Raw genomic sequence first — 23,846 nt, 5'->3', positions numbered from 1 at the left:
CAGAGTGTTATACAAAAAATAATATCTAAATAATCTATAAAAAAAGTATATTATGTCGATGATTCAAGAACTAAAAGCCTTCATGATGAGGGGAAATGTTGTCGATATGGCTGTCGGGGTTATAATCGGCGGTGCATTCGGGCAAATTGTAACTTCATTTGTGAATGATGTGATAATGCCTCCAATCGGAGTATTATTAAATGGCGTAAATTTTACAGACCTTAAATTTGTTATCAAAGAAGCATCGGTTGATGCTGCGGGTAATGCTTTGCCTGCTGTAAGTTTGAACTATGGAAATTTTATTCAGATGGTCATTAACTTTTTAATAATATCCACAGTGATATTCTTTGCTATAAAAGGAATGAATACTCTACAAAAAAAGAAGATCGAAGAGCCTGCCGCACCTCCAGCTCCAACAAAAGAAGAAGTTCTGCTTGCAGAGATTAGAGACTTGCTAAAACAACAGAATAAATAAGAAGCATATAGAAAGTGGAGATGCTCAAATTGAGACTCTCCACTTTTTCTTATTTAGTTCTCTATTTTGAAATATTTATAGATAATCTTTTGTGTGAAATATGAAAACATCATACAAAGGATAATAGAAATAATTCCGGTTAATGTTTTGGACATTTTAGTTCCGATACATTGATCTAATATTAAGAACATGGGAATGTGTGAAAGATATATTGGTAGACTATATTTCCCGAAAAAACTTAATACAGGGTATTTGTAAGAAGAACTCAAATTTATAATACTACTGATAAATAAACAAAGCGGGAGAGCTGTTATTATCATTACGTATCTGATAAGAGGCCCTATCTCTATGTTGTTAAAATAAGGATTCGCAAAGAATATACAAATTAGACTTATTCCTGTTATAAGTAATACATACATGCATATCTTACCTGTTGATGATAACTGAACCTTATTTTTGATTAAATATCCGACGTAGATACCAATGAAATAGTTTGGAATACGTGTTCCTAATTCGGAAAAGAATCGGGGGAATAGACTGAAGAGTACTAAACCCAGTATACAACCGATAACTGTATTTTGCAGTATATTTTTCGAAGAGGTAACTTTTAAATAAATAGGGCTGATTAGGTACATCAGGCAGATAGCCGGAATAAACCAAGGTGTTGGTCCTTGTACTGCTAGCCAAAAATCATAGAAGGTTAGTGCTTGTATGATTGATGATATAGGAAAGTGGAGATAGTAAACAAGAATAATTTGTATCAGTAATTGTATTGGAATATACAGTGCAAATATACGGATAATTCTCTTTTTATAGAATTGACTGGTTGATGGTGTTTTACTCCAAGAGAAGTAAACACCCATTCCAGACAGTAGAAAGAAAATATCAACACCAGTATACCCACACCATTTTATTTCGCTGATAACCGGAATATAAAAGATCAAAGGTAAATGGAATAATACAATCCATAACATGGCAAAGCCCATTAACTGAGTCCTGTATTTTGAAAGTAAAGCAAGTTCGATATTTGGTAATTGCATTAATTCTTGTTTCGGTAAATATTGTAAGTCTCTAGAGCCTTTTCGAGCACAGTAAGGGCATTCCCCAGATCTTCCTTATTCAGTATATATGCAATTCGGACTTCATCTTTTCCTAGTCCGGGGCTAGTGTAGAATCCCGATGCCGGAGCAAGGAATACAGTTTGTCCTTCATATTCAAAATCAGAAAGGCACCATTCGCAGAATTTGTCAGCATCATCAACCGGTAACCGGGCGATTGTATAGAATGCTCCCATCGGAATAGGAGAATATACTCCCGGTATCTGATTTAATCGATCAATAAGGAATTTACGGCGTTCTACGTATTCTTCATATACATCCATTAAATAATCAGGATCTGCATCCAATGATGCTTCAGCAATGATTTGTCCAATAAGAGGAGGGCTTAAGCGTGCTTGACAGAATTTCATCACTGTTTTACGTAGTTCTTTATTCTTTGTTATCAAAGCACCTATGCGTATGCCACATTCGCTGTATCTTTTCGAGACAGAATCAATTAACACAACATTATCTTCAATACCTACTAAATGGCATGCCGAGATATAGGGAGAGCCTGTGTATATAAATTCTCTATATACTTCGTCTGAGAATAGATATAAATCGTGCTTTTGCACAAGGTGTTTGATTTGATTCATTTCAGCCCGAGAGTATAAGTATCCTGTGGGATTATTCGGGTTACAAATCATTATACCTTTAGTCTTTTCATTGATTAAGGCTTCAAATTTTTCAATAGGAGGAAGTGCAAAGCCTTCTTCTATACTTGATGTAACTCCTCGTATTTTCGCACCCGCGGAAATGGCAAAAGCCATGTAATTTGCATATGCTGGTTCGGGAACAATAATTTCATCACCAGGATTCAAGCAAGCAAGAAATGCAAACAAAACAGCTTCAGAACCACCTGTAGTTATGATAATATCATCAGCCGAAACATTAATATTGTATTTGGCATAGTATCTTACCAGTTTTTCTCTATATGATCTATATCCATCACTAGGACTATATTCGAGAATATCCCGGTCTATATTGTGTATGGCATCTAATCCGGCCTTTGGAGTCGGAAGATCAGGTTGTCCGATGTTCAAGTGGTATACTTTCAGACCTCTTGCTTTCGCAGAGTCTGATAATGGAGCCAGTTTCCTTATAGGAGAGCTTGGCATTTCTATTCCGCGTTCAGATATTAGTGGCATATGTTTATGAATAATTGGTGCAAATATAATGAAAAGATACAAGGCATAAATAAAAAACGGCCTTTGCTCAGAGCAAAAGCCGTTTTATGTTATATTTAGTTATAAATTACTTGCTTTCGCCTGATAATTTATCTCTAAGTGCCGCTAATTCTTCGATATCTCCAAGAGTTGTTTTCTCTGCAGAAGTAGATGTTACTTGAGCAGGTTCATCTTTCTTGGTAGCTTTTCTTGAAGATCTTTTTTCAGAAGCATCGCTTCCTCCTTTTTCTTCTTCATATACTTTGCTATGAGATACGATGATTCTTTTTGAATCTTTGTTAAATTCGATAACTCTGAATTCTAGTTTTTCGTCAGCCTGAGCTTGAGTTCCGTCTTCTTTTACTAGGTGTTTTGGAGTTGCAAAACCTTCAACACCATAAGGAAGAGAGATTACAGCACCTTTGTCAACTAGCTCAACAACTGTACCTTCGTGTATAGATCCTACAGTAAAGATAGTTTCGAATACATCCCAAGGATTTTCTTCCAATTGTTTGTGACCTAGGCTTAGGCGACGGTTTTCTTTGTCGATTTCCAATACTTGTACTTGAATATCTGCACCTATTTGAGTGATTTCGCTTGGGTGTTTGATTTTCTTAGTCCAAGAAAGGTCTGAGATGTGGATTAATCCGTCTACACCTTCTTCTATTTCAGCAAATACACCGAAGTTAGTGAAGTTACGTACTTTAGCAGTATGCTGGCTTCCTACCGGATATTTAGTTTCGATATTTTCCCATGGATCTGGTTTCAATTGTTTGATACCTAGAGACATTTTGCGTTCTTCACGATCCAAAGTCAAAACTACAGCTTCTACTTCGTCTCCAACTTTCATAAAGTCTTGAGCACTACGTAGGTGTTGAGTCCAGCTCATTTCAGATACGTGGATAAGTCCTTCTACACCGGGAGCGATTTCGATAAATGCACCGTAATCAGCCATAACTACAACTCTACCTTTCACTTTGTCACCAACTTTCAGGTTGGCATCAAGTGCATCCCATGGATGAGGAGTAAGTTGTTTTAGACCAAGGGCGATACGTTTTTTGTCATCGTCGAAGTCAAGGATAACCACATTGATTTTTTCATCCAATTTAACCACTTCTTCAGGATGTTGAACACGTCCCCAAGAAAGGTCTGTAATGTGGATAAGACCATCTACACCGCCAAGGTCGATAAATACACCGTATGAAGTGATGTTCTTAACGGTTCCTTCAAGAACCTGACCTTTTTCAAGTTTAGAGATGATGTCTTTTTTCTGTTGTTCAAGTTCAGCTTCGATAAGAGCTTTGTGAGAAACAACAACGTTTTTAAATTCGTGGTTGATTTTAACAACTTTGAATTCCATTGTTTTGTCAACGAATACATCGTAGTCGCGGATTGGTTTAACATCGATCTGAGATCCTGGAAGGAACGCTTCGATACCAAACACGTCAACAATCATACCGCCTTTAGTACGGCATTTGATGTAACCTTTGATAATTTCGTCTTTTTCAAGAGCTTCGTTAACACGTTCCCAAGAACGAGATGCACGAGCTTTCTTGTGAGAAAGGATCAATTGTCCTTTTTTATCTTCTTGGCTTTCGATGTATACTTCTACTTCGTCGCCGATTTTCAGATCAGGATTGTAGCGGAATTCGTTCATCGAAACAACACCGTCTGATTTGTAACCGATGTTAACAACAACTTCGCGTTTGTTCATCGATGTTACTTTACCCATAACCACTTCTTTGTCATTGATTTTATTCAATGATTGGTCATAAGTTTCTACTAATTCTTCTTTGCTTTTGCTAGAAAAGGTTTCGCCTTGTTCGTAGGCATCCCAGTCGAAATTATCAACCGGTTGTACATTTTTTAATTTATCAGATTCGATCATCTATTCACGATCTGAGTCCAGCTCTGATCAGTAACTTTAAAGGGTTAAACTTAAAATTTGCTTTTAAAAGCGGTGCAAAGATATTGATTTTTTTTGAGACTTAAATATTTATCCTCCTCTTTTTATCAGATATCATATATTACGGTCTCATTATGAATTGTTTCCTAAAATAGAAAAGGTAACAAAATCGGTGGTCAATGATCAGGTAACAGTTATCAATTAGACATTATTAATTTCCTCAAAAGGTAACAAAGGTTACTCCTTTTGTATACATTCATCTGTAACTTTTTTACTTCTCATTCCATGTTGAGTAATCAGTATATTTATAGACTTTCTGTATAGATAAAAATCAATGCGAGAGATGTCCTTTTTTATAAACTTGTCGAACCTTATTTTGGGTGAGTATTTGTTTCAAAAATTAGAAAAGTCAGATATTCCCCCTTGGCCGGATTCAAAAATACATATGTTTGTACTTAAACACATATATATATGTATACCAATAGATAGTTTTGCATTAAATAAAAATCATATAATTAGCAGCATTTAATCTTAAATAAGTTAACCGAAGGTCTGTTTGAGACCTTAATAAAAAGGAACAACATGAAATTATTTTTTTTGTTATTAGCAGTTGCTTTAGGGCTGAATCTTTCGGCACAGGATATGTTTCCGGATGGAACACCCATTCCTGAATGGTTTAGGCAAAATAGAGCTACTGATATAAAATCTCTTGGTAAAGCATATAATATTACTGAGTATGGAGTATTGAATGACAGTACGACTTTACAGACCGAAAAGATACAAGTGATTATCGACAAAGCTTCAAAAGAAGGGGGAGGGGTTATCGTTATTCCTGCCGGAACTTATTTGAGCGGGTCTCTTTTCTTTAAACCGAATACGCATCTATACTTAGAGAAAGATGGAGTCTTGAAAGGGAGTGATGACATTGCGGATTTCGAGATATTGAAAACCCGTATGGAAGGGCAAACCCTTGACTATTTTGCAGCACTTATAAATGCTGATGGTGTGGACGGATTTACTATTTCGGGAGAAGGAACTATAAATGGAAATGGTTTGCGTTACTGGACAGCTTTCTGGTTGAGACGGAAGATAAATCCTAAATGTACTAATATGGACGAAATGCGTCCTCGTCTGGTATATATATCCAACAGTAAAAATGTACAGATGTCGGGTATAAGACTCGAAAATTCGCCTTTCTGGACAACTCACTTTTATAAATGTGAAAATGTAAAATTACTGGATCTATATATTTATTCTCCGGCGAAACCTGTGAAGGCTCCAAGTACTGATGCTATTGATTTGGATGTATGTACGAACGTATTGGTGAAGAATTGTTACTTATCCGTTAATGATGATGCTGTGGCTTTAAAAGGAGGGAAAGGACCATTAGCAGATAAGGATGAGAATAATGGAGGTAATAAAAATATCATTATTGAAGATTGTACGTTTGGCTTCTGTCATAGTGCTTTGACCTGTGGCAGCGAATCGATTTATAATCACAATATCGTTTTCAGACGTAATACCATAAATATGGCTCAGCGTCTGTTGTGGCTCAAAATGCGTCCTGATACTCCTCAGAATTATGAGTATATATTGGTGGAGGATGTGAAAGGGAATGCACGCAGTTTTTTGTATATCAAACCATGGACACAGTTTTTCGATATGAAAGGACACTCTGAAATGCCGTTGTCTTATTCACATAATGTGACAATGCGTAATATTCAGTTTGAATGTGAAACTTTTTTTGAAGTTGTAAACTCTGATCAGTATAAATTGTCAGATTTTACGTTTGAGAATCTTGATATTACTGCGAAAAAAAGTTCGGAAATACAAGCCGGTTATATCAAGAACTTTAATTTGAAAAATATAACAGTAAATGGTAAAAAGGAGTTTTAAGGTTTCACTCTTTTAAATAAAGTATTTGATGATATATTTTCAAATTATAATAATAGGCTATTATACTGTAACTGTATGATTTTATAGGTTTACGTTAAATGTAGTAAGGGTTTTGACTTTCAAGTCAAAACCCTTACTGATATCTTAATAGCAGAATTTTCTTAATGCTTCATATCACAGGCATGTTCGCAGATAGCAAAGTCGAGCCCTTCCAATTGTACTGTAATGTGGGTTATGCCGGTTTTTTGTTTGATGATTTTTGTTATTTGGTTTAAGAGCAGGTCTCTGTCCGAATTGTTTTTAACGGAAACATGAGTTGTGAGAGACAAAAATTCCTGAGTAATCATCCATATATGCAGGTCGTGGATATCTATAACTCCATCAATAGATTTTATAGCTCGTTTGACTTCTGCTGTGTCTATATTTGCAGGTTTACTTTCCATCAGTATATTCACAGAATCTTTTAGTATATGCCATCCGCTGTATAGTACAAGTACCGAAACAATCATGCTGGCTATAGGGTCAGCGATATTCCATCCTAGAAAGATAATCAGCAGAGCTGCTATTATTGCTCCAACCGACCCGAGAAGATCTCCGAGAACATGCATAAAAGCACTTTTTATATTAAGGTTTTCTTTTGTTTCACCTCTTGATAATATCCATGCTACTACAATATTGATAACAAGACCAATCGCCGATATGATTATCATGCCTTTACCTATAACCGAAGGCGGTGACGATAATCTAACGATAGCTTCATACAATATATATATTGATAGGGCTACAAGTGCGATACCATTAAGCAGAGCCGCCAATATTTCGAAACGTTTATAGCCGTATGTTTTGTCAAGAGTGGCAGCCCTTTCTCCGAATATCAGAGCGGCAAGGCTTAACCCGAGAGCCACAGCATCGGATAGCATATGTCCGGCATCCGAGAGCAGAGCTAAGCTGTTTGTTAGTATTCCTCCGACAAATTCTACCAGCATAAATCCTGCAATTAGGCAAAAGCTGATGGTTAGAGCCTTTTTATTAGCATTATGTCCATGCGAATGCGCTCCGTGATTGTGTGTATGTGTATGATTGTCTGACATTATATTTAATATTTATAATCTTTAAAATCCGCGGCCTGATACTATTGAGGTAATGCAAAAGATCCGGACTTTACAAAGAAAAGAAGGATTGTTTGATTTATCAAACAATCCTTCTTTATTATTTTCTATTTTTTGTCAGACTGAGTTAAAATAATGACCCGAATTTAAGCTGATAACGTATCTGTTGTTATATGCTTGGCAAGTCAATAAATAGATCTGAAACCTTAGTCGTTCATTGAGATCAGAAACTCCTCGTTATTAATAGTTTTTTTCAACCTGTTTTCAAGAAACTGCATAGCTTCTACCGAATTCATATCTGATAAGAAATTGCGTAAAACCCACATGCGGCTTAGTGTATCTTTATCTAATAGCAGGTCGTCGCGGCGTGTGCTTGAAGAAATAATATCAACAGCAGGGAATACACGCTTGTTCGACAATTTACGGTCGAGTTGAAGTTCCATATTACCAGTACCCTTGAATTCTTCGAAGATAACATCATCCATTTTAGATCCTGTTTCCGTAAGAGCTGTTGCTATAATGGTTAACGAACCTCCGTTTTCGATATTACGGGCAGCACCGAAGAAACGTTTGGGCTTATGCAGGGCATTAGCGTCCACACCACCGGTCAGTACTTTACCTGATGCAGGTTGCACGGTATTGTAAGCACGAGCCAGACGTGTAATAGAGTCCAGAAGAATCACTACATCGTGTCCGCATTCTACCATACGTTTTGCTTTATTCAATACGATTTCGGCAATTTTCACGTGGCGGTCGGCTGGTTCATCAAATGTTGAAGCTATCACTTCTGCGTTTACACTGCGCTCCATATCTGTAACTTCTTCAGGACGTTCATCAATCAGAAGTACGATCATGTACACTTCGGGGTGATTATTAGCTATTGCGTTTGCTATATCTTTCAGTAAAGTTGTTTTACCGGTTTTGGGTTGCGCTACTATCAGTCCGCGTTGTCCTTTTCCTATCGGAGAGAATAAATCTACAACACGGCACGAAAAATTATCATTACGACCATTTGTCAGACTGAATTTTTCGTTAGGAAACAATGGCTTTAAGTGATCGAACGGAACACGGTCTCTGACTTCGTCGGGTGTGCGTCCGTTTATTTTATCAACCTTTACAAGAGGGAAAAATTTTTCTCCTTCTTTTGGAGGGCGGATTGGGCCTTCTACAATATCTCCCGTTTTTAATCCGAACAGACGAATCTGTGATTGTGATATATATATGTCATCAGGAGAAGACATGTAGTTATAATCAGATGAGCGAAGGAATCCGTATCCTTCCTGCATGATTTCCAAAACTCCGGTGGCAGATAATATACCATCAAATTCGAAACTCTTATCTTGAGATTGAGCTTGATTCTGTTGGTTTTGATTATTATTCTGTTTTGCAGATTGATTTTGATTATTATTATTTTGAACAGGGGCTTTTGCTACAGGTTCAACAATAGTTTCGGGTTCGGCTTCAACTTCCAGTGCTGTAAGAGGAGCCAATGCCGGAACTTCGGGTTTTGGTTCGTTTACTCTCGGTCTGTTGGATTTGAACACAAGCTGGGTTGGTTTCTGAGGCTGTGGTTTAGGTGCTTCTGCTACTTCTTCTTTTTCTTTTGCAGCTGGCACTTCTTTTTCTTCAGTCTCTTTTTTTACGATAACTTTCCCTTTGTTTTGCTGTTTGGTTTCTTTTTCTGCCTCATTTTGAGGTTCAACTATCTCAGGTTTTATAGCTTCCGCTACAATTACAGTTTCTTTTTTCTCTTCTGCTTTGATTGTAGGAGCGTTGTCTTTCTTTTGCTTAGGCTGGTTTTGTTTCGGTTGAGGAGCCGGTTTATTGCTCTTTACCTTTTCAGCTTTCTCTTGATTTTTTTTACCTGAGGCCTGATCTTCTGCTTTATAGCTATCCGAGTTTTTGTTTTTAGCTTCAAGAATAGCTTGTTCATCCAGAATCTTATAGATCAGTTCGTCCTTTTTATAAGCATCAGGACGCTTTATTCCCAGCTCCTTAGCCAGGGTTCTAAGTTCTGTAGTGAGCTTTTCATTAAGCTCAAGAATGTTATATATACGCATGTATATCTATGATGTTTATTAATTTAATATGTTCTCAGTATAGTACAGAGACTGGAAAGTACTCTATTATAATTTTTTGTTTGATGCAAATAAGCTGGATATAATATTGAAAATGTTCTTGATACAAGAAATAAGAAGTCTTTTCTTGTCCTACAAAAGTAGCAAAGTTTTTTCTAAAAACAATTTTTTAGAAGAATAATTAATATTCAATAGACTTTATTTGTGTATTTAAAATAAATTCGTAGTTTTACTAAAAAATAGTAAATTGATTATGAGGGTGATATTTGTAGTGATGATTTTTATTAAAGGATTTATAGGTTTTACTGTTTGTGCGCAATCTCAGATTGAGTGTGAGATTGATTCTTACATAAACCGATATTTATTCGACAAAGCTTTAGGGCTGATTGATAGTCAGGAAGAGTCTAATAGCCTGATGCAGAAGAAGGCTTTGTGTTTGAAAAATCTGAATAAGTATGCCGATGCTATAACGGTGGGAGAGGAAATTGTTAAGAAATATCCCGAAGATAAACAATCTGTAGCAGAACTGGCAATCTGTTATCAGGCATTATCTAAATGGGATAAGAGTCTGGAATGTTATAATCAGTTAATAAATAAAGATTCTACAAATATTTATTTCAGAATACAGAGGGCGGATATGTACATGAGGCAGGATAAATATGCCGAAGCATTGTCTGAATACAGCACTTTGACCGAAAAATACGGGATGGATAATATGTTAAGGAAAATCGCTCAATGCTACGATAATCTCAATATGCCTGATAGTGCCCGCGTGTATTATAATAAGTCATGGTCGAAAGATTTTTTTGATACATTTTCGGTTGCAGGTCTTATAAATTTGGATATCAAGAAAGGTAAGACCGGATATGATGAAGCAATCCGTATATCGGATCATTATGTAGAAAGGGACTCAACTAGCCAGCAAATTAACTTACTGAATGCGCTCAGCTATTATGCCGCCGACTTGTACGAAGCAGCAGCAGCACGTTTCGAAAAATGTTATAATAGGGGAGATAGTTCACTTGTTGTGCAGCGGAGTCTGGGATTTTGTTATTATTCTTTGGGACAGAATGATAAAGCATACACATTTTTGCTGAAGGCCAGTAAAATAGACTCTGTAAATATCAATATCTTATATGCATTAGGTGTAGTTGCCAATGAAAGATCCGACTATAATACGGGAAAAAGATGTTTCGGGCTATTGATAGACCGTGCTGTACCTGCCGACTTTACACTGTATCAGTATTATCGAAATTTTGCCATTTCGTGTGAAGGTAAAGAGGAACTTTCGGAAGCTGTGGAGTTCTTTAAAAAGGCGGTTGAGTATGCAAATGATAATCAGAAGATGAATCTCTATTATACTATATTATCATTGTATGAGATTGATCTCAAGCAGCCGAGAGAAGCATTGACATATTATGAATTATATAAACAGTCGCTACAGACATATTATGGACAACTGTTGAAGATAGAGAATCCCGACAGAACAGATCAAGGGGAAATAAATGTAACCCGCAATAAATTAGATGCACTTGACAAGCACATCAATGGATTGAGGAAATCTTTAGGTTTGATCGGATTTGCCGGCAGCAATGTAAAAGTATTATCCTCGATCAATATTAATCTTTAATACTTCTATTGTTTTATTGGTAATTTTAAACCGATCATCGGCACGTTCGCCAATGATCCATACAATGTCATCGACAGAACAGAGCAGCCAAATATTTTCTTTTTCGATAAGACTGAATTTCCGGTCGGTAAAATAATCGCTGATTTTTTTGTGTCCTTTCATTCCGAAAGGTCGGAACTTATCTCCTTTTTTCCATTTACGGATGATCAGCGGAAATGAGAGTTTACCTTTATCGATATATATTGTATCGGGATTACGTTCTATCTCAAAATCTTTAGGCTTGCGAAACGATTCGATAGTCAGCTTCAAGGGCTCTGCTATTTCTGTTTCGTGTTCAAAAAGCGTATATATTTTGTCCGATTGGCTTTCAATCTGCTGGATAATAAAAGTGTTTCTATCTTTAACCAGCTGATATTCTGTTGAGAAAAAAACTTTCCCCGATTGGCTGTTAACCGATTCGTATATATTATCGACAGTAGGTGTATTAAACCCCAGAGGAAACAATATTTCAAAAAGTATAGTTTTGGGTTCGACCTGCTGCAACAGAGCATCTATATTAATGATGTTATCAGAAAAAACAGCCCTCTTAGCTTTGTCTATATACGATTGGTATATTTTTTCTGTCTGAGTCAGGTTTTCGGCAGTACGGCTTATAGACTGTATTACCGATGGATTTATCGTTTGAAGTAAGGGCAGAACGTTAAGCCTTATTTTGTTACGGGTATATATATCCTCTTTGTTTGTGCTGTCTTCTACAAATGATAATTCTTTCTTTTGCAAATACGTTAAGATGTCATCCCTGTATATGCAAAGTAAGGGACGGATTACATATCCATTGAGGGGTGCAATACCTGTAAGACCCCGTATACCTGTACCTCGAATCAAATTTATGAGAACGGTTTCAACCGAATCATTTTGATGATGTGCAATAGCTATTTTTTCGGCTTTGTATTTCTTCCTGATTTTCTCGAACCACGCATATCGTAATTCTCTAGCAGCCATTTCGAGTGAAATAGACTCTTCTTTGATATATTTTTTTGTGTTAAAGCTGGCTGATACATATTCTACATTGTATTTTTCGCAAGCTTTTTCAACGAAATACTCGTCCCTGTATGATTCCTGATCCCGAAGATGAAAGTTACAATGTGCTACAATACATTCATATCCCAAATTGTAAAGTATATCTAACAGTGCGATAGAATCTGCACCTCCGCTTACGCCGATTATTACACGGGCGCGATCGTTCAACAGATTATTATCCTTAATATACTTTTTTACTTTGGAGAGGATTTGCATGTTTTGAATCTAAGGTCTCAGACCTTTTTATAATGTCAATAAACGGGCTGATAAGCAGATCTGTTAATCTGTTAATCAACTATAATATAGTTCGGCGGTTTTATTCGACCTTCTCACACAAAATTAGCACTTTTTTTTCATTGACAAGGGTTGTCGCAAATATATAGTCATTTCCACCGTCTTTGAGTTTAGTTTGCTTTCTTATTTCAGCTACCGATAGTGGATAATTGCGTGTACTTATATTCGCCTGTTTCATTGTCAGATATTGTTTTATATCTTTCTTATTCGCTCCAAATACATTCTTGACCGTAAAATGACGTCCCGGAAAATCGGGTATATATAAGTCTGATGTGTACAGATGGCTGTTTATATGCAGTTTTTTCAGATTAAAATAATCTGCAGGATATTTGTAGGCTCCGGCTTTTAATATAGAGCTATTGGGTTCGTACAAATATTTTTCCGGCTGATCAGAATATGTGACTGCTGCATTGTTTTCATTGTCTTTAGTAAAAGAAAAACATTGAACACCGTTGTTTATTATGTTTATACAATGGAGCTTTACCTCTTTTTGCGTAGACCTTTTTACTAAGAGCAGTTCTTTACATTCATTATTAACACTGATTATGTGGATATCTGTAATATTACTGATTGAATTTAACGCATGGGTAATATCCAGCATAGGTGATAATTTTATTATAACCTGTTTGGATTTTTGGTTTAATAGACTGTCAATCTCTATCAGGTTGGGTGTACAGTCTTCGATCAGAACTGTTTTGCGTCCGGAGGTATTTCTGCGTGCTGGATCGATGTATATAGTATCCCAGAGTTTATCTTCGGACCTCAGAAAATTGATACCGTTGTTATTTATAGCTGTTATATGATCTAAACCTAATACCTTGAAGTTATGCTGAGCTAATTCGACCAGATGAGGTTGTGTTTCTATATAATATGCTTCAGTTTTATTTTGAGCCATAAACGAGAGATCTACACCAAAGCCCCCGGTAAGATCAATAATTGTATTGCCTGTGGATAATGATGCCTTATAGGACGCCGTTTGCTCAGAAGAGCATTGTTCCATTGATATATGGGGTGGATATATGATGTTGTTCTGTGCGTACCATGAGGGTATTTTACTCTTGGCAATACGTCGTCCGGCTATTTGCTGGATAGCATCCTGCATATTTATCTGAGGGTATCGAGAGGCTTTTAGAGCTAATTCTCTGATGTCCTCATTTTCGTGTTCTGCTATGAATTTTTTTATATCTGATGTTAGCTCAATCATTTTTTCATCTTCACAACATCGTGTAAACTTGGAACAGAGTCATTTTTTAATGAATCTTTTTGTACTTTCTTTGGTCTTGCGAATAGCTCACGTAAGCTGTCGAAGTCTTTTTTATACAAGATACCTATACCCTGAGTCTGCACACCATTACCTCCATTGCTACCCACGTAATAGTACTTTTCGTTATAGTGGTTATATGCTTTCAAACGCCATGTGCCTACACGGTTCAGTAATACTTCTATATCAATATCTCCGATAAAGGCATCCTGGGTCATCGGATTATCACGATATCCGAAGTTTCCGTTAAATAGTACGCGATCGTCAAGCAGACGGCTTGAAAGTAGTAGCTCAACCTCGGTACTCGAGAAATTCGAGTCGCTTGTACGTATATTGGTTCCAACCTGCCAGCGATCATCTATCTGGCTGAGTATTTTACTGAGTTGCGAAGATAGGGTAGCAGATGCTACTGCCGCAAAGTCAGATGTTCTTTGTTCCGTTACAGCATAGTTAGGGGTATAGAATTTCGAAAGGAGCAATAAATAAACTATCTGCCTGTTTATCATATCCTCAGTACTCATCAGGCTCTTGACCTGACGCTGAACTTCGGGGTCGGCCGATGGCAGTGCAATATCGAGATTAATATTTGGCCTTCGCAGCGCACCTGTTATATTCAGAAGGCAATTAACCGGTACACTAGCCTGACCTGTGGTACGTGCAAGATTCTGATCCAGATCGTTAAGGTTTGCTACAATGCGGTAAACGGCTGTGATGTCTATATTCGCTTGAAAAGGATCCCCTCGGAATTGTACGCTGCTACCTTCTTGTATTGCAAACTTCCTTTCCAATATTTTTTGGAAAGTAAAGTTGTATGATCCTTTATTTATCTGATATGTACCGTAAAGCATGGGATCTTTATTCGTTCCCCATATAAATTGAAGAGCTCCGCTTCCCGATCCTCTCAGACGGTCTCCTCCTACGGGATCCATCAATAGCTCTACAGTTGCATCGGGTGTTGCATCTATATAGAAATCCATATTGATTTCCATTCCGGAATCGGTCTTCAGGCGTCCTATTTTGAATTTATCGTCTTTGTTTACCAATGAATCTTCCGGCGTTTCTTTTGTTTTATATCTGACAAATGAATATTCTTCGGCCGTCTCCTCCATGAAATTCATATAGATATTGGTATTACTGTTGGTACGCATATTGACATTGATGTCAACCGCTTTTTCATCGCCTTTGATAACCCCTGTTCCCGATCCGAATACAGTACCGTAAAGCATCGGATTCAGATTTTCAGTGGCGTTATATAACATGAAATTATCACCTTTCAGATCTACATAATACATGAAATTAGTGAAGTAATCGTGTACGACTTTTCCGCTGACTAAAGCTGTATTCCCTTTCTGGTCATGGAATGCAATATCGCTGAAGTAGATCAGGTCTTTCTTCATGTATATTGTATCGGTGAAAGTATAATAAGTATTCAGGAAATTAATACCAAGCCCGCCGTTTTCGATAAATGCTTTACCTTCTACTGTTACATTCGAGAAATCACCGGATAAGCGTACATTTCCATGTCCCACTCCCTGTACATTATTAAATAGGGTTGATACATACTTATTCAAGAATGCAATATTCACTTCTTCTGAGTCAAAATCTATGGACAGTTCCTGAGTTATGGGGTTGATATGCCCTTTTATTTTTGTTGTTTTGTCATGCTCGTTGGTGATAGTTCCCACCATGTTTACTTTTTTCGTTTCCGAATCCAGATCACTGTCTAAGATCAGGTGCCCTAATGTTGTATTGTTAAAAGCAAAGTCGTTTACATTCAGGTTGACTTTAGCATAGGGTTGACCTTCTATTGTCGATACTGCCAGTTGTCCGCTAGCAGCTCCTCCGAATTGTAATGCATCTATAGCTAATGTTTTAAATACATAATCGAGGTCTATATTCTGTAGGTTCACAAAAAGCTTTTCATTAGAATCTTTTGAAGAGAACGTACCGTCTATTTTTAATTTCTGGTCTTTTGTTGTGCTTGCTATTTCGAAATTATCTACATCAATTTTATTGGGAATCAAACGGATATGAGAATCACCAATGTTCCATATTGTGTTATTGAGAACTAATTCTCCTTTATTGAATTTAATATCGGTTTGCAGGTTCTTATCTTGAGATCTCGAAAAAGTAATTGAGTTGGAAAACTCTCCTTTCAGGCGGGTCTGGTCTTTGTTTAAAAATAAAGTATGGATATCAATGATGTCGTTACTTATTTTTAAATCAGATGACAACGTATTTAGTGTTTGCTTTTTAGTTACAAACGTGCCAGCAAGATTAGAAGTTATCTGATCTGCATTATTTTCGATAACGAAATATCCCGACTGTATCTGTCCGCCTCCTGCTTTCATCGAAGGCATAAAGGCTTCAACTTTAAATCGCTCTATCTGATTATTATAAAATCCTATAATCTTGGTAGGGCTGAGTATAGTTACAGGTAACTGAAATATATCGCTGGCTGTCTCTGTATTATTGATAACAAACTCGAAATTGAGGTTGTTGTTTTTAATCTTTCGTCCTCTTTTTGCCGTATAATTTATCAGAGACGGCAGATAGCTGTTCAGTGATCTTTGCATGCTCTCAGCTATAGTTGAATATGAATATTCGCCTTTTACCTGTCCGTTTATAATATCCGAGGTAATACTTAGCTCTCTTTGGTCTCCTGTCCCTGATGCAGCAATGATAAAATTGTCCATCTCGAATTTTTTATCCGGTTTCAGAAAACGGATCGAATCGGCTTTGATATATCCTTGTATATCATCAATGTTTTTGCCTGTAAAGTTAGCGTCGATCAGTAAACTCAGATAAGAGTCTTTGTATTTGTTACTCAGGTTTAGTTTATCGAAGCGTACATTTTTCAGACGGGCATCAAAATTCAATTCGGGCTCTTTTTGCGACAAGTCGAATAAACCATGTATATTAAATACCGCATTTTCATCATCCAGAGCCAAGCCTCCGTTTATACGCAGACCATCATATTTACCATCTAATTTTATATCGTGGTATGTGTATTTTTTATACACCAATTTTTTTACTATACCGTTTACATCTCCGTTCAGATATCCTTTTTTGGGTTTATTAATGTTTACTGAAAGGTCGAAAGACAAATCTTCCAGATCTTTGTTGGTTAATAAATCTCCTAAATGGAAATTATCCGTACTTACTTTTCCTCTGAAATAAGAAGATGTACGTTCATCCGGGTTGAATCCAAAATCAAGTGTAGCGATAACAGATCCCGGTTGCGCTGAAAAATTACCGATCGCTTTCAATTCTTTCAGAAAACCTGAAACTTTACCCTTGAATGAGATTGTTCCTAATTGTTTTAAAATAGGGGACGGCTCTTGTTTTGTTCCCGACAGATTATTTATGAGTGTAGGTATTCCTGTTTCGCTGACAGTAAGGTTACTTACATTTCCGGATAGCCAGAGCTTATCTTTATCACGAAAATTATTTAACGTTCCTTCTGCTGATAAGTGCATCAGATCTCCGTAATCGAGTTTTAAGTCGGATACCTGTATATTATCTAATGTTCCTTGTATCGAGGTTTTGAATAAGATACGGTCTTCGAAATGTTTAAATGCAGGAACCAATGGCGATATATCTTTCAGGGCGATGTATGATGACCCGATTTTGATGTCGAAGATGGCTCTGTCTATGATATTCTTATGGGATAAGGTATCGGCATAGTCAATTTCGCATTTGTCGAATTGTAATTGCGATTTAGGAAGATTGAGTTTAAAACCTTTGACAAACAAATGATTATCCTGAGTGATTACCCTTACGATAAGATTATCAATCTTGAGTCCGCTCTTTTCTTCCAACTTTAGCTTTTTTATCTGAATATTAAGCGAATCAGGTTCAAGAGACTTGAGTGCCAACTTTGCATTCAGATTGCTGATATTGATATGGTTTGCGTCGAATTTATCATTTATAACCCCTCTGTCTTTGATATCATACCGGAAATTTCCGTTTTCAATATCAAGGGAATTTATATGGACTTGTATTTTTGCCTTATTGGTTTGCTCTTTTGGTTTGAACGCATCAATAATAAATTGGATATTAAGTGGTGCATTAGCACTGTCTTTTGCCAGATTTACATCAAAGTCAGATAATTTTGCCGCATTGAATATCAGTTGCCTGTTAAGTAATGGCAGCAGATCAAAATCGGCGTATATGGTATTTGCTTTTAATATAGTGCTGTCTTTTCTGTCATTGAGGTATACCCCGTTTAGTTGAATGACATTGAATGGTTTTATGTAGAGGGATTCTATTCCTAAATCTGTTTGTAGCTTGTTTTTCAGCTCGGTAACTATTCGTTCTTTTACATAATTTTGCACGGACGACATGTTCAGTAGTCCGTACAAGAGCAATATTAGTCCGGCTATAATGCCTAATATGCTGAGGAATATATATTTAAATTTTTTTATATGTAATCTATCTTAAGCTAAGCAAAATTATAAAAAGCAACTTGATATATCGAATATTTCCGGCTTTTTATTCTAAATTTCATTTAAGATAATAGAGAATTAACTTTTCGATTGCGTTTTGACATACAGGACAAAATTCTTTGTAAGTATTGGTTCTCATTCTACAGTCAAAAGACGATCTGTATATTCCTTTCGAAGAGTAGCCTGCACCTTCGTATACACCTGTTGGGTATTTATCCTTTAAATCGGTTGGTGTGGGTATCGGAGTGTTTACAGGTAATTGGTTGTGCCATTTTACGGCAAAGTCTTTTAATGTAGTAATATTCGGTTCCCAAGGTTCTACCGAATGTGAGTAAGTCTGATCCAAAACATCACTGTCGTAGAAGTATTCATCGGCAAGTCCGGCGAAGCTATGCCCGAATTCGTGTACAACAACAGGTTTGAAGTCGGGATGTCCTGTAGTTGTCAGGGTATAAGCGTTGAAAATGCCACCACCGCCATAAACATTAGTATTGGCTAATATGATGATATGTTCGTAAGGTATTCCGGCCAATGCATCGTGTATATCTTTTACATGCCCTGTAGTGAGGTACCTATCCGAATAAAAGGTGTCGAAATGTGAGCCGAAAGCGGTTTGTTTCCATTCTTTTAGTCTGGGTACACTTACACCCGAATCTTTCGATTCGCTTTGTACTGCATATACATTGAAGCTGTCTTTGTACTTACTGAACGGATAATAGGAGAATATCTGGTTAACCGATTCTTCAGCATATTTTAGAAAATCGGGCATTTCTTCTTTTGTATAACCTTCTGCCAAAATTGCGATGTTGATACATTTATCAGGATTTGTTCCTTTATGTATTATGGCATACGGGGTGGTTGATGTATAACCTTTGGGGTGTATTAAGATGTCTTTAGGATCTATAATATGACTTATACTTGCTTGCGTGTTATGTTCTTTTCCTGTGAGGGTAACTTCTATTTTTACTTTATTTTTAGGAAATGGAACTAGCAGTACATTTTCGAAACTGCGAGTCACTTGTTCCGCTTCTGGTGTAGTCAGCCATTCCTGAAACAGGCTGCTGAATGTATTTACATAAATACATTTGTTGGTTTCGACATCATATACTTTGATATTCCCGTTTCCTGCCCAACAACTTCCTGATAAATTATGTTTGCGTCCTGCCCATTGGGGTAACTGATTTAATTGATCAACGGATATATTTTGAGTCAAAGAATTTCCCGAAAATATATAATCTATTCTGAGTGTTTTATCAATGAAAAACTGATCGAATTCTTGCGATTGAGAGATTAGCGGAACAAATAAGAGAAGAAGTGATAATAGATAATGCATAATGTAATTTTTTTTTTTCAAGATATGAATAGGGTCTCAGACCTATTTAATTATTTTCTTAAGTGTAATAACCCGAGTCTGTTGCTGACTAAATATATATCATTTAATACTTGTTCGTATTTAAATAGGATTAAAAACCTAGTGATAAAGCAAAGATAACTATTTATTAATCTAAATTGATTTGTCTTTTTGTTTTTATTTTGATTATTTTTGTGTCTTGTTGGTTTGCTTTGGTTGTTTTTACTGGTTTATTTGTTTGTTTTGTTTCTGTAGTTGTATTGTTTTGTCTTTTGGTTTTCGTGGAGGTGTGTATTGTTTTGTGAAAAAAAAATTGTAAAATTATAGGACTCTAAGACTCGGATAATGAGGGTGAAACATAGCTTAAGAGTCTAATGCTATTGAAAATATACAGAAAACACAATAAGGAAAGAGGCTGCAAGCCTCTTCCAATATCAACGAAGTGTTGTTTATGGTGATTAAATCAAAGTAAATTAAGATGTAAAATATAAATCTCCTAAACTAAATGGAAAATATTAAGACTTCAGAAGTGTTAGAGTGGGCGAAAGGATTTTTGTCAAAAGCTGAATTGGAATTAACCCCCGACGAAATTAAAGAGCAGCAAAAGTTTGCGTCATTGGTACAAACACCTGCTTATAAGACATTATTGTCGAAAATGTTAGATGAATCATCGCAGGTGCGAAATAACAGGAAACTTGCAAAACGGATGAAATTACTTATCGAAGAATACGGAGTCCCTGATTTTTTTGGGGCATTTGATCGTATTGGACTAAGACTTTTCACCGAAATAGGCTACTTGTTTGATGGAATCTCTATTCCAATTTTTAAAAAACGATTAAGAGATGAGACCAATAAAATCATTATTGGAGAGGAGCGTCCCGAATTGACTAAGCATCTCGAGGGGCGGAAGCAAAAAAAGATAGGGCAAAATGTAAACTTATTAGGAGAGGTTGTTTTGGGTGATGGTGAGGCTTTGCATCGTTACGAACATTATTTGGAAGCTCTTAAAGAACCGGATGTAAATTATATCTCAATTAAATTGTCAGGTATTTATGCACAGATAAAACCTCTTAGTTATGAACAGAATAAGAGGGAGCTTTGCGAACGGGTAGCCCGTATATATCAGCAAGCTATAGATTATCCTTATATTACTCCCGAAGGTGTTCAAAAATCTAAATTTGTAAATCTCGATATGGAGGAGTACAAAGATGCTGAGTTGACATTAGATGTCTTCGAGACGGTATTGAGTATGCCTAAATTCAAAAATTATACTGCGGGGATAGTTGTTCAGGCATATTTACCCGATGCAGGGTTACTACAGCAAAGATTACTGACTCTAGCCAGAAAGAGAGTAGAGGAGGGTGGTGCACCTCTTAAAATGAGGTTGGTAAAAGGTGCTAATCTGCAAATGGAGACTATTGTTTCTTCTCTGAAAGTCTGGACAAATCCCGTTCTACCCTCAAAAGTGGATGTGGATGCAAACTATCTTCATATTTTGGATATTGCCTTGCAGCCGGAGAATGCTAAGGTGTTGAATATAGGTGTTGCATCCCATAATTTTTTTACAATAGGGTATGCTTACTTATTGAGTGAGCGAAACGATGTGAAGGATTATATTACTTTCGAAATGCTCGAAGGTATGGCAAATCATTTACCCCGTGTGATGAGAAAATTAGATAAGCAGATTATTCTCTATACGCCTGTGGTGAAGAAAGAGCATTTCCTGAATGCAGTATCTTATCTGGTGCGCCGACTGGATGAAAATACAGGAAAAGACAATTTCCTGAGCTATTCTTTTAGCTTGAGACTGGATAGCCCTCAGTGGGATTTTTTAGCTGGTCAGTTTCTTGAGGCTTATGCGAAAAAAGACTCGATGATACCTCAGTCTTTTAGAAAACAAGATAGAACTGCTGCCCCTTTGCCGGTAGAAGATATTAATCTATTCAAGAATGAAGCAGATACCGATCTGGATTTACCGATCAACAGAGAATGGGCACTACAAAAATTAAAGAAATGGGAGACAGATGTAAGATCTGATAATTATAAGATACCTGTTCAGATCGGGGATCAAGAAATTGAAACAACAGATAAAAAGAGGTATTACGACCGGAGTAATAATGATGTGGTGTGCTTCTGCGAGGCTAGCTTGTCTTCGTTGGATCAGATGAAAGAAATTGTATCTGTTGCGGATTCTGATAAATCAGGGTGGAGAATAAAAACTCTCGAAGAACGTAATCGTATCTTGCATAATGTTGCTGATATGTTGTCGGCAAAAAGAGGTGATCTTATTGGCTGTATGGCTGCTATTACCGGAAAGACTTTTATGGAAGGGGATGTAGAAGTTTCCGAAGCAATTGATTTCTGCCGTTTTTACCCTATCAGCATGAAGTCATTCGAAGAGCTTGAAACCGTTTCTTATAAGCCTAAAGGAACCGTTTTGGTTATATCGCCATGGAATTTTCCATTGGCTATTCCTGTAGGAGGAGTTGCTTCCGCTTTGTCCGGAGGTAATACAGTTATATTAAAACCTGCTACAGTTGCTTTTCCTGTAGCGTGGGAATTTGCGCAGTGTTTCTGGGATGCAGGTGTTCCGAGAGATGCCTTACAGGTTGTTTGTCCGAATGGGCGTGAACCGTTGAACTTTCTCACCGGACATCCGTCTGTTAAGCATTTTATCTTAACCGGAGGAACAGATACTGCATTCAATTTATTGGAAAAGAATCCCAGAACACCTTTATCTGCAGAAACAGGAGGTAAAAATGCTATTATACTTACCGGAAACGGAGATCAGGATCATGCTATTCTTAATGTTGTTTCTTCGGCGTTCGGTAATGCAGGTCAAAAATGTTCGGCTTGCTCTTTGCTGTTGGTTGATAAAGATATTTACAAGGATGAGAATTTTAAATCTAAATTAAGAGATGCAGTTCTAAGCCTGCACACAGGTAGTGTATGGAACCCCGATAATATCATCGGGCCAATGATAACAAACGATAATGATAAGTTATTACATGCTGTTGAAAATCTCGAACAGGGTGAATCGTGGTTAGTACCTCCTGTTTTTGTGGATGAAAAAAAATATATACTGAAACCTACCGTAAAATGGGGAGTAAAGCCTTCAAGTTATACTTTTAAGACCGAATTGTTTGCTCCTTTGCTGGCTGTTGTTTGTATCGAAGATTTGAAGCAGGGAATTGACTTTGTCAATTCATCTGAATATGGGTTGACATCGGGGCTTCAAAGTTTGGACGAAGATGAACAGGAGTTGTGGAAAGATACTCTTGAGGCTGGTAATCTGTATATAAACAGAGGTATTACCGGAGCCATTGTCAATCGTCAGCCTTTTGGAGGAATGAAACGGTCTGCTTTTGGTGGAGGTATTAAAGCGGGAGGTGTGAATTATGTCTCTTGTTTTGTTGAATTTGAGGAAAATAATAATTTACAATCAGTAGCATCGGTATGTCCATTAAGTGATTTGGTTCAGGATGAGGTATCTAAGAACCGCTTGAATTTTGCTGCTGCAAATTATACTGAGGTTTATAAGGCTGAATTTTCTGAAGGACGTGATGTTAATTATATCTATGGAGAATCTAATGTATTCCGTTATTTACCATTGAATAAGGTTGCTCTTAGGGTTCGGGTGCAAGATGACCTGTGCGATGTTTTGCTTTCGATGCTTGCTGCATCTATTGCATCTGTTGATTTAACAGTAAGTGTTAGTGCTGATGATCCTAAATCTCAGAAATTAGAATGGGCTTTGCCTATGGTTAAGAATGCGAACATACAAGTTCAGACCGAATCAGAATTTTTAAATGAGATGGATCGCTATGACCGTATCAGAACTTGCTCTTCTGATTTGTCGGATGAATTTTATGCTAAAGCTGCTAAATTAGGAAAGCACATTGCTTCAAATAAGCCTTTAGTAGAAGGTCGATTGGAATTGCTGCATTACCTGAAAGAGCAAAGTATTGCTTTTGAATATCACCGTTATGGAAGCATTTTCGATGAAAAGTAGTTAAGGTCTCAGAAGAGCTGGGCTTTTAAAATAAAAATAGGAT

13 protein-coding genes are annotated in these 23,846 nt (G+C 36.8%); 4 read left to right on the top strand and 9 right to left on the bottom strand.

The window, feature by feature from the left end:
• The first annotated feature begins 52 nt into the window (after positions 1-52).
• Entirely contained in the window at positions 53-475 is a 423-nt protein-coding gene (mscL, locus tag AABJ51_RS05020; RefSeq protein WP_026627404.1) for a large-conductance mechanosensitive channel protein MscL, read from the top strand.
• Positions 476-528: 53 nt separating this feature from the next.
• Here the strand turns inward: mscL and AABJ51_RS05015 are convergent, their stop codons facing one another.
• The 3 genes from AABJ51_RS05015 to rpsA form a co-directional block, all read right to left on the bottom strand.
• Positions 529-1,515: an acyltransferase family protein gene (locus tag AABJ51_RS05015; protein WP_338374635.1), complete on the bottom strand. Its 987-nt coding sequence runs from the start codon at positions 1,513-1,515 to the stop codon at positions 529-531.
• Entirely contained in the window at positions 1,515-2,720 is a 1,206-nt protein-coding gene (locus AABJ51_RS05010) for a pyridoxal phosphate-dependent aminotransferase (protein WP_338374634.1), read from the bottom strand. Before AABJ51_RS05010 ends, AABJ51_RS05015 begins: the two co-directional genes overlap by 1 nt.
• Positions 2,721-2,826: 106 nt before the next feature.
• Positions 2,827-4,626: a 30S ribosomal protein S1 gene (rpsA, locus tag AABJ51_RS05005; protein ID WP_026627401.1), complete on the bottom strand. Its 1,800-nt coding sequence runs from the start codon at positions 4,624-4,626 to the stop codon at positions 2,827-2,829.
• A gap of 600 nt (positions 4,627-5,226) precedes the next feature.
• On the opposite strand from rpsA, the gene AABJ51_RS05000 reads away from it, so the two are divergent.
• Positions 5,227-6,540 carry a rhamnogalacturonidase gene (locus AABJ51_RS05000; protein WP_338374633.1) on the top strand — a complete coding sequence of 438 codons (1,314 nt, stop codon included), beginning with the start codon at positions 5,227-5,229 and terminating at the stop codon, positions 6,538-6,540.
• Between the two features lie 161 nt (positions 6,541-6,701).
• On the opposite strand, the gene AABJ51_RS04995 is transcribed toward AABJ51_RS05000, so the two are convergent.
• Together AABJ51_RS04995 and rho are read right to left on the bottom strand one after the other, a co-directional pair.
• Positions 6,702-7,631, bottom strand: a complete 930-nt coding sequence (locus AABJ51_RS04995; RefSeq protein ID WP_338374632.1) for a cation diffusion facilitator family transporter — start codon at positions 7,629-7,631, stop codon at positions 6,702-6,704.
• 224 nt (positions 7,632-7,855) lie between these two features.
• A complete protein-coding gene (rho, locus tag AABJ51_RS04990) occupies positions 7,856-9,709 on the bottom strand; it encodes a transcription termination factor Rho (RefSeq protein ID WP_338374631.1) in 1,854 nt (617 codons plus the stop codon).
• Between the two features lie 271 nt (positions 9,710-9,980).
• Between rho and AABJ51_RS04985 the strand changes: the two genes are divergently transcribed.
• Entirely contained in the window at positions 9,981-11,357 is a 1,377-nt protein-coding gene (locus AABJ51_RS04985) for a tetratricopeptide repeat protein (RefSeq protein ID WP_338374630.1), read from the top strand.
• Here the strand turns inward: AABJ51_RS04985 and tilS are convergent.
• From tilS to AABJ51_RS04965, 4 genes are all read right to left on the bottom strand, one after another.
• On the bottom strand, positions 11,331-12,653 hold the full coding sequence (gene tilS / locus AABJ51_RS04980; RefSeq protein ID WP_338374629.1) for a tRNA lysidine(34) synthetase TilS: 1,323 nt from the start codon (positions 12,651-12,653) through the stop codon (positions 11,331-11,333). The genes AABJ51_RS04985 and tilS overlap by 27 nt on opposite strands.
• A 100-nt stretch (positions 12,654-12,753) precedes the next feature.
• Entirely contained in the window at positions 12,754-13,935 is a 1,182-nt protein-coding gene (locus AABJ51_RS04975; protein ID WP_338374628.1) for a THUMP-like domain-containing protein, read from the bottom strand.
• Complete coding sequence (locus tag AABJ51_RS04970; protein ID WP_434781396.1) at positions 13,932-18,377, bottom strand: translocation/assembly module TamB domain-containing protein; 4,446 nt, start codon at positions 18,375-18,377, stop codon at positions 13,932-13,934. Before AABJ51_RS04970 ends, AABJ51_RS04975 begins: the two co-directional genes overlap by 4 nt.
• A gap of 121 nt (positions 18,378-18,498) precedes the next feature.
• A complete protein-coding gene (locus AABJ51_RS04965) occupies positions 18,499-19,773 on the bottom strand; it encodes a M64 family metallopeptidase (protein ID WP_338374625.1) in 1,275 nt (424 codons plus the stop codon).
• Between the two features lie 523 nt (positions 19,774-20,296).
• On the opposite strand from AABJ51_RS04965, the gene AABJ51_RS04960 reads away from it, so the two are divergent.
• Positions 20,297-23,803 (top strand): bifunctional proline dehydrogenase/L-glutamate gamma-semialdehyde dehydrogenase, encoded by a 3,507-nt coding sequence (locus AABJ51_RS04960; protein ID WP_338374624.1) that lies wholly within the window; start codon positions 20,297-20,299, stop codon positions 23,801-23,803.
• The last annotated feature ends 43 nt before the right edge of the window (positions 23,804-23,846 follow it).

The organism is Indolivaga capnocytophagoides (assembly GCF_036511535.1).
In the GTDB taxonomy this organism is placed as follows: Bacteria; Bacteroidota; Bacteroidia; order Bacteroidales; family Dysgonomonadaceae; genus Dysgonomonas_A; species Dysgonomonas_A capnocytophagoides.
The sequence above is the reverse complement of the archived record's forward strand: the minus strand, read 5'-3'. Positions and strand labels throughout refer to the sequence as shown.